We start from the raw sequence: 13,019 nt of genomic DNA on the forward strand, positions 1-13,019 counted from the left end.
TTATCTTAATTATTCTGATTCAGAATGCTATTGGCATTTCTGAAGTTTATTATTATAATTAATTTAAATTCAAATAAGAATGAAAAAAACACTATATATTTTAATGTTAATTCCTGTATTTCTATTTTCACAAGAAAAATTATCAGGAGTTATTTATGAGGATAATCCCGATACAAAGAAAACAGGATTAGCCGGAGCAAACGTTTATTGGTTGGGATATTCTGTTGGAGTTGTAACTGACATTAACGGGAAATTTAAAATTCCATATAAAAAAGAATATACAAAATTAATAGTTAGTTATATTGGTTTTAAAACAGATACAATTTCTGTTGAAAACTCTAAAGATATCTCACATTGGTTAAAACCAACAAGTATGTTGGATGAAGTTGTTTTAACTCAACAAAAAAAGTCGACATCAGTATCATATATTAAAGCACTAAATATAATTAATGTTAGTAGCGATGAGTTGTTGAAAGCAGCTTGCTGTAATTTAGCTGAAAGCTTTGAAACAAACCCATCAATTGATGTAAATTTTACAGATGCTATTTCAGGAACACGTCAAATAAAAATGTTAGGCCTTACAAGTCCAAATATTTTAATAACAACAGAAAATGTACCTTCTATTCGTGGAGCTGCACAAGCTTATGGTTTAAGTTTTATTCCCGGTACTTGGGTTGAAAGTATTCAAATAACAAAAGGTACAGGAAGTGTTGTTAATGGTTTTGAAAGTATTGCAGGGCAAATTAATGCGGAGTTAAGGAAACCAAGTACCGACGATAAGTTATTTGTAAATGCATATGCATCGGCAAACGGGAGAACGGAATTAAATACTCATTTAAATACTAAATTAAGTGAAAAATGGAGTACAGGTTTGTACTTACATGGTAATTTAAGAAATGAAAAATTTGATAAAAATAATGATTCGTTTTTAGATGCTCCCTTAGCAAAGCAAATAAACGTTATGAACCGTTGGCAGTATACAAATACGGAAACAGGCTTTGTTAGTTTTTTGAATTTGAGGTATTTAAACGATGAAAAACAAGCGGGGCAATTAAATTTTAATCCAGATGTTGATAAACTAACAACTAATTTTTGGGGAAGTGAAATTAATACAGAACGGTTGGATGCGTCATTAAAATTGGGTTATGTAAATCCAAATATTCCATATCAAAGTTTAGGTTTACAATTAGCCTACAGTAATCATAATCAAGATTCCTATTTTGGGTTAAATGTTTACGATGTAAAACATCAAAGTGTTTATTCAAATTTAATTTATAATTCCATTATTTCTGATTCGCGTCATAAAATTAAAACAGGTTTAAGCTACACACACGATACCTATCACGAACTTGTTTTGGATACAAATTATAATAGAAATGAGAACTCGGTAGGTGGTTTTTTAGAATACAATTATGATGATTTAGGAGCCATAAATATGTCGGCAGGAATTAGAATAGATCATCATAATTTATTGGGGACTTTTATAACACCAAGATTCCATATTAGATATTCAAGATGGGAAAAATCAGCTTTTAGGGCGTCATTTGGTAGGGGTAAAAGAAGTGCCAATATATTTACCGAAAATCAAAAAATGTTTGCAACATCAAGAACAATTAATATTTTTAATTCGGGCGGAGAAATCTACGGTTTAGATCCTGAAATTGCATGGAATTATGGGGTTTCATATTTGCAAGGTTTTAATTTATTTGGAAGAAAGGCAGATATAAATATGGACTTTTATAGAACCGATTTTAAAAATCAAGTTGTTGTAGATTGGGAAAATTCTACAGAAATTAGCTTTTATAATTTAGAAGGTGAAAGTTATTCCGATAGTTTTCAGGCAGAGTTTTCGTACAATCCAATAAATCACTTAAATTTAAAATTAGCTTACAAGTATTATAATGTTAAAACGCAATATAAATCAGGAAAAAAATTAACACCATTAATTCCAAAAAATAGAATATTTGCAAATGTTTCTTATGAAACACATGTAAATAAAAATGGAGGTAATTGGAAATTTGATGCCACATATAATTGGTTAAGTAAACAGCGATTTCCTTCCACCAGTAATAGTGATATTGAATATCAGTTAAGTAAGTTTTCGCCAACTCTTTCGACTTTAAATATGCAGGTTACGAAAGTATTTTCTCCAAAATTTGAATTATATGTTGGAGGTGAAAATATAACAAATGTTAAACAAAAAAATCCTGTTATAAGTGCCGAAAATCCTTTTGGACCATATTTTGATAGTACTCTAGTGTATGGACCGGTATTTGGAAGTATGTATTATACAGGATTGAGATATAAACTAAATTAAAACCTAAAAAAATGAAAAAAGTATTATTAATTACATTGTTTCTTGTTGGGGCAATGTCGTATGGTCAAAATAAAAATGCAAGAGCATCATTTGAAGTTGATGGAGTATGTTTAATGTGTAAAGAGCGTATAGAAAAAGCTTGTATTAAAACTAAGGGTGTAAAATCTGCAGTTTGGAATGTTAAAACTCATGAACTGAATCTTATTTTTGATGAACGAAAAACCGATGTTAAAACTATTAAAAATAGAGTGGCAAATGCCGGTCATGATACTAAAGAGATAAAAGCTTCGGACGAAGCATATAATAGTTTACATGGTTGCTGTAAATATAGAGATGAAGAGATTATTGATGATCATAAGAATAACTAAATAATAAAGTTATAAAAAAAGGCGATTTCATTTGAAATCGCCTTTTTTTCGTTTAAGTATATTTTTTATTTTATAAGTTGAAAGCTTCTTTTACTTTATCAACATAATCGAGTTTTTCCCAAGTAAATAACTCAACGTCTAAAGAAATTTCAGTTCCGTCAACATTTCTAAATGTTTTATTAACTATTTTATTTTCGCGACCCATATGTCCATATGCTGCAGTTTCTACATAAATAGGATTGCGTAACTTTAATCGAGATTCGATTGATGCTGGTCTCATATCAAAAATTTTCTCAACAATTTCAGCAATTTCTCCATCTGCCTTATCAATGTTAGATGTTCCATAAGTGTTTACATAAATTCCCATTGGTTCTACAACACCAATGGCATATGAAACTTGAATTAAGATTTCATCAGCAACTCCTGCCGCAACTAAGTTTTTAGCAATATGTCTTGTTGCATAAGCAGCACTTCTATCTACTTTACTTGGATCTTTTCCCGAAAATGCTCCACCACCGTGAGCTCCTTTTCCTCCGTAAGTATCCACAATAATTTTTCTTCCTGTTAAGCCGGTATCACCGTGTGGACCACCAATAACAAATTTCCCCGTTGGATTTACGTGGTAAACAATGTTATCATTAAACAGTGCTTTAATGGCCTCAGGTAATTTGGCAATCACTCGTGGAATTAAAATATTGATAATATCATTTTTAATTTTCACCAACATTTCAACATCATCTTCTAAAAACTGATCGTGTTGGGTTGAAACAACAATATCTTTTATTCTAAAAGGGACATTATCATCGGTATATTCAATAGTTACCTGACTTTTAGAATCTGGACGTAAATAAGTGATTTCATTATTTTCACGTCGTAATTCAGCAAGTTCTAATAAAATTCTATGGCTTAAGTCTAAGGCTAAAGGCATATAATTTTCAGTTTCATTAGTTGCATAGCCAAACATCATTCCTTGATCTCCTGCCCCTTGTTCTTCTTTAGATTCTCTATCAACACCTTGGTTAATATCTTGCGATTGTTCATGAATTGCTGAAAAAACTCCACAAGAGTTTCCATCAAACATATATTCACTTTTTGTGTAACCAATTTTATTGATTACATCTCTAGCTATTTTTTGAACATCTAAATATGTTTTCGATTTTACTTCACCTGCTAATACAACTTGTCCAGTAGTTACTAATGTTTCGCAGGCAACTTTTGAATCTTTATCAAATGCTAAAAAATTGTCTACTAGTGCATCTGATATTTGATCAGAAACTTTGTCTGGATGTCCTTCAGAAACAGATTCTGATGTAAATAAATATGACATAATTTTAATTTATATTTTAATTAAATTAAGAATGAATTGAGTTGAATGCTATGGTCGCTAAAAGAAGTAAATACTTACTGCTTTAGCATTTTTTAACGAGGTTGCAATCAGTTCAAATCCTTCCTCAAGAATTTCAGACTGCAAATTTATAAAATTTAAGAGTACCAATTATAATTTTAACTAAATTTTAATTAAAATGTCTTTTATAGAATATTTTAAGTGGATACTTGAAATATATTGATGAACTGTTTAAAAAAATTAATGATGAATAGATATAAAGAGATTTTTGTTTAGTTTTTAAGAATTGTTAAGTTATGCGCGTGTCATTAAAATCAAATATCTGTAAGTCAAACAAATTAGCAAGTAAGAGAATGAAATAAATACAATGATGGAAGCCAATATTTTAATAATAATTTTTTGTAGTTATTATCAATAACTATAAAACCTACCAATTTAGTAGATTTTTTTAGGGGATTTTGGATACGTGATATTAAAATTATTAAATTTTAGTTTGGTGGTTAAAAAAAAGTATTTACATTTGTCGCAATAAAAAATTAAAAAATGAATACAATGTTTAATAAAATGCGTACTATGATGTGTAAAAATTACACAAGGAGAGCTATTGTTTAAACATTATTAAATTATAAATTGAATAGCCTCTGATTTGTCAGGGGTTTTTTTTTACAAAATGAATAAGGATATTAAAAATATAAAATCAACTCAATTAAAAATGCGAATGCAAATAATGTGTATTTCAATGAGTTGGTATTGCCTAAACTAATCTATCTAAAAAAAATAAATTTTAGAATTTAAGTCCCTTTGGTAATACCTTATCTAAAGGGACTTTTTTTATTAAAAATTTAAACTAAAAAAACATTAAAAATATTATTATGAGTACTCAAAAAATATCAACACAAGCATTACACGCAGGACATGATACAACCCAAACGGCAGGAACAAGAGCAGTTCCTATTTATCAATCTTCGTCATATGTGTTTAATAATACAGAACATGCTGCAAATTTATTTTCATTAAAAGAATTAGGTTTTATATATACGCGATTAAACAATCCAACAAACGATATTTTACAACAACGTTTGGCTGCCATTGAAGGTGGAGTTGGAGCGGTAGTTTTTGCATCTGGAACTTCGGCAATATCAACAGGATTACTTACATTATTAAAAGCAGGTGATCATATTGTTGCATCAAGTAGTTTGTACGGAGGAACTTTTACCTTGTTAAATGTTACTTTACCAAGATTGGGAATTACAACAACGTTTGTAGATGCTTCAAATCCTGAGAATTTTAAAGATGCAGTTAAGGAAAACACCAGGGCATTCTTTGTAGAATCTTTAGGGAATCCAAAATTAGATGTGCTAGATTTAGAAGCAATATCGGAACATTCTAAAACTGCAGGTGTACCATTTATAGTTGATAATACGGTAGCAAGTCCGGCTTTATTAAACCCAATTAAGCACGGAGCTAATTTGGTAATCCATTCATTAACAAAATACATTGGTGGTCAAGGAAATTCATTAGGAGGAGCAATTATTGATGCTGGAACTTTTGATTGGACAAACGGGAAATTCCCTGAATTTACTGAGCCTTCTGAAGGATACCACGGCTTGGTTTATAGCGAAGCTTTAGGAGCAGCAGCATTTACATTTAAATTAATTTTAGAAGGATTGCGTGATTTTGGAGGCGCTTTAAGTCCGTTTAATGCGTTTCAAATTATTCAAGGATTAGAAACTTTACCAGTTCGTATAAAACAGCACAGTGCAAACGCTCTAGAATTAGCTAAATGGTTAGAAAGCAGAGAGGAAGTTGCTTGGGTAAATTACCCTGGTTTAGAGAGTAGTAAATACAATAGTTTAGCTAAAAAGTACTTGCCAAGTGGACAAAGTGGTTTAGTAACTTTTGGTGTAAAAGGAGGTTTTGATGCCGCTAAAAAACTAACGGATGCTACCGAATTGTTTTCATTATTAGCAAATATTGGAGATACAAAATCGTTAATTATTCATCCCGCTAGTACAACACATCAACAATTAACAGTTGAGCAACAAGAAAGTGCTGGAGTTACTCAAGATTTAATACGATTATCAGTAGGACTTGAAGATATTGAGGATTTGAAAAACGATTTAGAGCAGGCATTAATTAAAGGAGGACAATAACTTTAAATTTTTATTAAAAGTTTTGTGTGGTACGTATTTATTACGTTAATTTGCCAAATAGTTCATAATCTTATTGAATAATGTTATCAAGAAAGGCAGAGGGAATGGACCCATTGAAGCCTTAGCAACCCTTTATTTTATAAAGAAGGTGCTAAATTCTACCCATTTTGGATAGATAACTCAAGCAAATTACATCCAGTAATTTTAAACTTTTCTCATAATATTAATCATTAAGCAATTTAAAATTAAAACAATACGTTTTTATTAATTTACTTATTAATGAGTCAATTGAAAAATATAGTAATTACAGATTTTGTTCCTGAAAAAGGAACAAAATCTGTTGATATTGAACTTTCCTATCAAATTTTTGGTAAGGAGTTACATAGTGCACCTATTGTACTTGTAAATCATGCTTTAACCGGGAATTCTGAAGTGGCAGGTGAAAATGGCTGGTGGAAAGATGTAATAGGTGAGAACAAGGCAATTGATACTCAAAATTATACAATCTTAGCTTTTAATATTCCGGGAAACGGTTTTGATGGTTTTGTGATTGAAAATTATAAAGAATTTGTAGCAAGAGATATTGCCAAAATATTTCTTACAGGACTAGAATATTTAAAAATTGAAAAGTTATTTGCACTAGTTGGAGGTTCTCTTGGAGGGGGAATTGCCTGGGAAATGGCAGTTTTAAGTCCAAAAATTACTAAGCATTTAATAACTATTGCAACCGATTGGAAATCTACAGACTGGTTAATTGCTAATTGTCAAATTCAAGAACAATTTTTATCAAATTCTAGCAATCCCGTTCACGATGCACGTATGCATGCAATGCTTTGTTATAGGACGCCAGAATCCTTTAAAGAGCGTTTTCAACGATCTAAGAATGAAGAGCTAGAGATATTTAATGTAGAAAGCTGGTTGTTGCATCACGGTAAGAAACTACAAGAACGATTTCAGCTTTCAGCATATAAATTAATGAATCAATTATTAAGATCTATCGATGCAACAAAAGATAGAGAAGAGAATATTTTAGATTCAATAAAAGCAAATATTCATATTATTGGTGTTGATTCTGATTTGTTTTTTACAGCTGAAGAAAACAAAGAAACACATAAACAACTGGCATTAATTAATCCAAATGTTACATATAGCGAAATTAACTCGGTACACGGACACGATGCCTTTTTAATGGAGTATAAACAATTAGAGAAAATAATAGATCCTATATTTAATCAAGATTCTAAAAAGAATAAAATGAAAATATTAAAATTCGGAGGAAAATCCTTAGCAAATGGTGTAGGTTTAGAAAGTACTTTAGGTATTATTTCTAAAAAAGTGAATAATAAGGAGCAAGTTGCGGTAGTGGTTTCGGCACGTGGTAAAACTACCGACCAATTGGAATCAATTCTTGAAAAAGCTAAAAATGATTTACCTTATATAGAAGAGTTTGAAAAACTGAAAGAATATCAGTTACAACCAGACAAAACGGTTGATTTATCTGAAGAATTTCAATTGTTAAATGAAATATTTAAAGGAGTAAATTTATTAGGAGATTATAGCTTAAAAGTTAAAGACCAAGTATTGGCTCAGGGTGAGCTATTATCGTCCAAAGTTATTGCGCAATTATTAAAGACGAATAACGTAAATGCTACTTTTGTAGATTCTCGTAAGTTGATTAAAACGGATAACCAATTTGGAAAGGCAATTGTATTTGAGAGTGTTTCAGAAGAAAATGTTATTGAACATTTTAGAAATGTTGAAGCCAATGAAGTTCAAATAATTACTGGATTTATAGGTTCAAATTTAAAAGGTGATACAACAACATTGGGTAGAAACGGAAGTAATTATTCTGCAGCCTTAATTGCTAATTTTTTAAATGCAGAAGAGTTTCAAAATTATACGCACGTAAATGGAATTTATACAGCTAATCCGGATTTAGTTGAAAATTCCAAAAAAATAGAGAAATTGTCCTATCAAGAAGCAAATGAAATGGCCAATTTTGGAGCAAATATTTTGCACGCTAAAACTATAATTCCACTTATTCAAAAGAATATTCCCTTAAGAATTTTAAATACTTTCGATAATGAAAATGAAGGAACTTTAATAGGTCCTGAAACAGAACAAGGAGGAATAAAATCCTTATCTGTTCAAGAAGACGTTGCGCTAGTAAATTTAGTTGGAAGAGGTTTATTAGGTAAGGTAGGTGTTGATGGACGTATATTTAGTGCACTTGGAAAAGAAAGTATAAGTGTTAGTATTATTTCTCAAGGTTCGTCCGAAAGAGGGATAGGTTTTATTGTAGATGCAAAAGATGGTTATAAGGCTAAAAAAGTGCTCGAAAACGAGTTTAAAAATGAATTTCAAAGCAAAGATGTTAGTCAAATTTACGTAAAGGAAAATGTATCGGTTATTTCAATAATAGGACAAAGCTTGTATTCATTTAACCAACCATACGGAGCTTTAATTAAAAACCAAATAACACCTATACTTATTAATAATACTGTTACTGGTGAAAATGTTTGTTTGGTGGTAAAAAAATCCGATTTAAATAAAGCTGTAAATGTAATTCATGGAGAGATTTTTGGAGTTTCAAAAAATATAAATATTGCAGTTTTTGGTAAAGGATTAGTAGGTGGAACTTTAATAAATCAAATTTTAAAGAGCAAAGAAAATATTGTTAAAAGAAAAAATATAAACTTAAATATTTTTGCAGTTGCAAATTCATCAAAAGTATTATTATCTAAAAATGGGGTTTCAGAAAATTGGGAGCAAGATTTAAGTAATGCATCGGTAGATAATAGTATTGAAAATATTCTTGAATATGCCCAAAAGTATCATTTAGAAAACTTAATTGCAATAGATAATACTGCTAGTAGCGATTTTGTAAAGAGTTATATTGAATTAGTTGAAAATGGATTTGATTTAATTTCTTCTAATAAAATAGCAAACACTTTAGATTATACTTTTTATAAAGAATTACGTCAAAAATTAAAAGATAATAAGAAAACATATTTATACGAGACTAATGTTGGAGCTGGACTTCCTTTAATTGATACTATTAAATTGTTACATGATTCTGGTGAGAATATTACAGGTATTAGAGGTGTATTTTCTGGATCTTTAAGTTATTTGTTCAATACGTTTTCAGTTGAAGATAGACCGTTTAGTGCAGTTTTAAAAGAGGCTATAGATAGTGGATATACAGAACCAGATCCGCGTGAAGATTTATGTGGAAATGATGTTGGAAGAAAATTATTAATTTTGGCTCGTGAACTCGATTTGCAAAATGAATTTGATGATGTGGTGATTGAAAATTTAATTCCTGAAAATTTAAGAGAAGGTTCTTCGGAGGAATTTTTGGGAAGATTGAAGGAGTTTGATGCGTATTATCAAAAAATAAAAGAAGATCAAGAAGAAGGACATGTACTAAGGTATATTGGCGATTTATCGGGAAATTTACAAGAAGATAAAGGGGTGTTGGAAGTTAAATTAATTTCAGTTCCAGCAAACAGCGCTTTAGGTCAAATAAAAGGTGCAGATGCTATATTTGAAGTATTTACCGAATCATATGGTGAAAAACCAATTGTAATTCAAGGAGCCGGAGCTGGTGCAGCGGTAACTGCAAGAGGTGTATTTGGAGATATATTACGCTTAGCGGAAAAGCATTAAGATTTAACAATTACCAACTAAAGAACTACTATTGTAATGAGTGATAAAAATTTTGAGACAGAAGCCATAAGAACACAAATTGAACGTTCGCAATTTCAAGAACATACAACTCCAATGTATGTAACTTCAAGTTTTGTTTTTGATGATGCTGAAGATATGAGAGCTTCGTTTACAGAAGAAAAGATTAAAAACATTTATTCTCGTTATAGCAATCCTAATACTTCTGAATTCGTTGAAAAAGTTATGAAGATGGAAGGAGCAGAAGACGGTTATGCTTTTGCCTCAGGAATGGCGGCTATATATTCAACTTTTGCAGCACTATTAAGTAGCGGTGATCATATTGTTTCTGCGCGTTCAATTTTTGGATCAACCCATACTTTGTTTACTAAATATTTTCCTAAATGGAATATTACAACTTCCTATTTCGACATTAATAACCCAGCTGAAATAGAAGCGTTAATAACTCCAGCTACAAAAATATTATATGCCGAATCTCCAACAAATCCAGGTGTTGATATTATTGATTTGGAATTGCTAGGTGAAATTGCTAAAAAACATAATTTATTATTAATAATTGATAATTGTTTTGCAACACCTTATATACAGCAACCTATAAAATATGGAGCAGATCTAGTGGTGCATTCAGCTACTAAATTAATGGATGGACAAGGTCGTGTTTTGGGTGGGGTTACTGTTGGAAAGGCCAAGTTAATTCGTGAAATTTATTTATTTGCACGTAATACAGGTCCTTCTTTATCTCCTTTTAACGCTTGGACATTGAGTAAAAGTTTAGAAACGTTGGCTGTGCGAGTTGATAGACATTGCGATAATGCATTAAAAATTGCCGAAAACCTTCAAGGTAACAAGCATATTTCCAATGTAAAATATCCATTTTTAAAATCGCATCCACAATATGAAATTGCTAAAAAGCAAATGAAATTAGGGGGTAATATTATTGCAGTGGAGGTAAAAGGAGGAATAGAAGCAGGTAGAAAATTTTTAGATGCAATTAAAATGTGTTCATTATCTGCTAACTTAGGTGATACCCGAACTATAGTTACACACCCAGCTTCTACAACACATAGTAAATTAAGTGAAGATGAAAGACTTTCTGTTGGAATAACAGCCGGTTTAGTGCGTATTTCGGTTGGATTAGAAAATGTAGATGATATAATTCAGGACATTACACAGGCTTTAAATAATTAAATTTTATAACGGTTTTTTAAGAATATCATAAATATTTAAAAAAAGTTCGATCTATTAGTCTATCGAATTGGTAGGGTAATAAAAAAATAGTATGTTTGCATTTTAAAATTAGATAAAAGTTTAAAAAATGATGTTAGATCAAATTTTTATTTCAAATAAACAGCAAAAGCAAGAGGATAGCTATGAAGCAGCTCGTTCTTCTGAAAAACCTATACGTAGTGTAGTGAAAGCTATTAGTTGGAGAATTATTGGTACACTTGATACAATGGTAATTTCTTGGGTAATTACTGGGGAATTAGCAATGGCAATTTCAATTGGATCAATAGAGGTAGTTACAAAAATGATTTTATATTATGGTCATGAAAGAATTTGGAATTTAATTAAATGGAGAAAGTAATGAGTAATTTAGATATAGAAAAAATAAATAACGAACTTGAAGGGAAATCGCCACAAGAGATAATAGAATGGGCTATTTCTTATGCCAAAAATGCAGTTGTAACAACAAATTTTAGACCATATGAGGTTGCGATTTTACATGCAACAACTAAGGTTAACAAGGATTTAAAAGTTATTTGGTGCGATACTGGTTATAATACACCACAAACATATAAACATGCAAATGAGTTAATTGAAACTTTAAACTTAAATGTTCATTTATATGTTCCTAAACAAACTTCGGCACATAGAGATGCAACTATTGGAATTCCACAAATTGATGATCCATTACATAAAGTGTTTACCGAGCAAGTAAAATTAGAACCATTTAATAGAGCAATGAAAGAACATAAGCCAGATGTTTGGTTTACAAATTTACGTAGAGGTCAAACAGCTTTTAGAGATAGTATTAGTGTGGTTTCATTAAGTAAGGATGGTGTTTTAAAAGTAAGTCCATTTTATAATTGGAGTGATGAGGAATTAGATAGCTATCTAGAAAAAAATAATTTGCCAAACGAATTTAAATATTTCGATCCAACAAAAGTATTAGAAAATAGAGAATGTGGATTACATTCATAAAAAGAGAATTATGACAGATAAATTATATATAAATCAATTAGAGAACGAAGCAATTTACATTATGAGAGAAGTTGCAGCGCAGTTTGAAAAACCTGTACTTTTATTCTCGGGAGGAAAGGATTCAATAACCTTGGTTAGATTGGCCCAAAAAGCATTCTACCCATCAAAAATTCCTTTTCCATTAATGCATATTGATACTGGCCATAATTTTCCTGAAACTATTGAGTTTAGAGATCGTTTAGTAAAGGAATTAGGTGTAGAGTTAATTGTACGTAATGTGCAAGATTCAATCGATCAAGGAAAAGTTAAAGAAGAATCAGGTCGTTATTCTAGTAGAAATATGTTGCAAACAACAACATTGTTAGATGCCATTGAAGAATTTAAATTTGATGCTTGTATAGGTGGTGCGCGTAGAGATGAGGAAAAAGCAAGAGCTAAAGAACGTATATTTTCGGTACGTGATGATTTTGGACAATGGGATGAAAAAAACCAACGTCCCGAATTATTTGATATGTTAAATGGTGAAATTGATTTTGGACAAAATGTACGTGTTTTTCCAATTTCTAACTGGACAGAATTAGATGTTTGGACTTATATAGAAAATGAAGAATTAGAAATCCCATCAATCTATTTTGCACACAAAAGAAATGTGTTTTTAAGAGACGGACTTATTTGGTCAGCTTCAGAACATGTGTATAAAGATGAAGAGGAAAAAGTTGAAGAGCGTATGGTTAGGTTTAGAACTGTTGGAGATATGAGTTGTACAGCTGCGGTAGATTCTTATGCTGAAACAATTAGTCAGGTTGTAGCTGAAATTAGAGACTCTAGTATTTCAGAAAGAGGTGCAAGAATTGACGATAAAAGATCGGAAGCAGCAATGGAAGAGCGCAAACAACAAGGGTACTTTTAAAATTTTCTTCGGAAAATTTAGCTTTTGGCATCTAGTC

The 13,019-nt window shown here is 30.7% G+C and carries 9 protein-coding genes and 1 riboswitch; of the genes, 8 read left to right on the plus strand and 1 reads right to left on the minus strand.

Going from position 1 to position 13,019, the window contains the following annotated elements; translation table 11 throughout:
* The first annotated feature begins 79 nt into the window (after positions 1-79).
* Together Q0776_RS06225 and Q0776_RS06230 are read left to right on the plus strand one after the other, a co-directional pair.
* A complete protein-coding gene (locus Q0776_RS06225; protein WP_298366080.1) occupies positions 80-2,317 on the plus strand; it encodes a TonB-dependent receptor in 2,238 nt (745 codons plus the stop codon).
* An 11-nt stretch (positions 2,318-2,328) separates the two neighbouring features.
* Entirely contained in the window at positions 2,329-2,685 is a 357-nt protein-coding gene (locus tag Q0776_RS06230; protein WP_298366082.1) for a heavy-metal-associated domain-containing protein, read from the plus strand.
* A 70-nt stretch (positions 2,686-2,755) separates the two neighbouring features.
* Here the strand turns inward: Q0776_RS06230 and metK are convergent, their stop codons facing one another.
* Positions 2,756-4,012, minus strand: a complete 1,257-nt coding sequence (gene metK, locus Q0776_RS06235; protein ID WP_298366084.1) for a methionine adenosyltransferase — start codon at positions 4,010-4,012, stop codon at positions 2,756-2,758.
* Positions 4,013-4,902: 890 nt separating this feature from the next.
* On the opposite strand from metK, the gene Q0776_RS06240 reads away from it, so the two are divergent.
* The 6 genes from Q0776_RS06240 (at position 4,903) to cysD (ending at position 12,982) form a co-directional block, all read left to right on the plus strand.
* Complete coding sequence (locus Q0776_RS06240) at positions 4,903-6,183, plus strand: O-acetylhomoserine aminocarboxypropyltransferase/cysteine synthase family protein (RefSeq protein WP_298366086.1); 1,281 nt, start codon at positions 4,903-4,905, stop codon at positions 6,181-6,183.
* Between the two features lie 80 nt (positions 6,184-6,263).
* A riboswitch (SAM riboswitch) is annotated at positions 6,264-6,365 on the plus strand.
* 97 nt (positions 6,366-6,462) lie between these two features.
* Entirely contained in the window at positions 6,463-9,852 is a 3,390-nt protein-coding gene (gene thrA, locus Q0776_RS06245; protein ID WP_298366088.1) for a bifunctional aspartate kinase/homoserine dehydrogenase I, read from the plus strand.
* A 36-nt stretch (positions 9,853-9,888) separates the two neighbouring features.
* Positions 9,889-11,058 (plus strand): aminotransferase class I/II-fold pyridoxal phosphate-dependent enzyme, encoded by a 1,170-nt coding sequence (locus Q0776_RS06250; RefSeq protein WP_298366089.1) that lies wholly within the window; start codon positions 9,889-9,891, stop codon positions 11,056-11,058.
* Between the two features lie 127 nt (positions 11,059-11,185).
* Positions 11,186-11,455, plus strand: coding sequence for a DUF2061 domain-containing protein (locus Q0776_RS06255; RefSeq protein WP_298366091.1), 270 nt, complete (start codon positions 11,186-11,188; stop codon positions 11,453-11,455).
* The gene (locus Q0776_RS06260; protein ID WP_298366094.1) at positions 11,455-12,072 is read left to right on the plus strand and encodes a phosphoadenosine phosphosulfate reductase family protein; all 618 of its coding nucleotides are present in this window, start codon (positions 11,455-11,457) and stop codon (positions 12,070-12,072) included. Before Q0776_RS06255 ends, Q0776_RS06260 begins: the two co-directional genes overlap by 1 nt.
* 10 nt (positions 12,073-12,082) lie before the next feature.
* Positions 12,083-12,982: a sulfate adenylyltransferase subunit CysD gene (gene cysD / locus Q0776_RS06265; protein WP_298366096.1), complete on the plus strand. Its 900-nt coding sequence runs from the start codon at positions 12,083-12,085 to the stop codon at positions 12,980-12,982.
* Positions 12,983-13,019 lie beyond the last annotated feature (37 nt).

Origin of the sequence: uncultured Lutibacter sp. (assembly GCF_947495725.1) — a bacterium.
Taxonomy (GTDB): Bacteria; Bacteroidota; Bacteroidia; order Flavobacteriales; family Flavobacteriaceae; genus Lutibacter.

Excerpts from the sequence above, each read along its gene's own strand:
- Q0776_RS06225 (WP_298366080.1), top strand. The coding sequence starts at position 80 with ATGAAAAAAACACTATATATTTTAATGTTAATTCCTGTATTTCTATTT.
- Q0776_RS06230 (WP_298366082.1), top strand. The coding sequence starts at position 2,329 with ATGAAAAAAGTATTATTAATTACATTGTTTCTTGTTGGGGCAATGTCG.
- metK (WP_298366084.1), bottom strand. The coding sequence starts at position 4,012 with ATGTCATATTTATTTACATCAGAATCTGTTTCTGAAGGACATCCAGAC.
- Q0776_RS06240 (WP_298366086.1), top strand. The coding sequence starts at position 4,903 with ATGAGTACTCAAAAAATATCAACACAAGCATTACACGCAGGACATGAT.
- thrA (WP_298366088.1), top strand. The coding sequence starts at position 6,463 with ATGAGTCAATTGAAAAATATAGTAATTACAGATTTTGTTCCTGAAAAA.
- Q0776_RS06250 (WP_298366089.1), top strand. The coding sequence starts at position 9,889 with ATGAGTGATAAAAATTTTGAGACAGAAGCCATAAGAACACAAATTGAA.
- Q0776_RS06255 (WP_298366091.1), top strand. The coding sequence starts at position 11,186 with ATGATGTTAGATCAAATTTTTATTTCAAATAAACAGCAAAAGCAAGAG.
- Q0776_RS06260 (WP_298366094.1), top strand. The coding sequence starts at position 11,455 with ATGAGTAATTTAGATATAGAAAAAATAAATAACGAACTTGAAGGGAAA.
- cysD (WP_298366096.1), top strand. The coding sequence starts at position 12,083 with ATGACAGATAAATTATATATAAATCAATTAGAGAACGAAGCAATTTAC.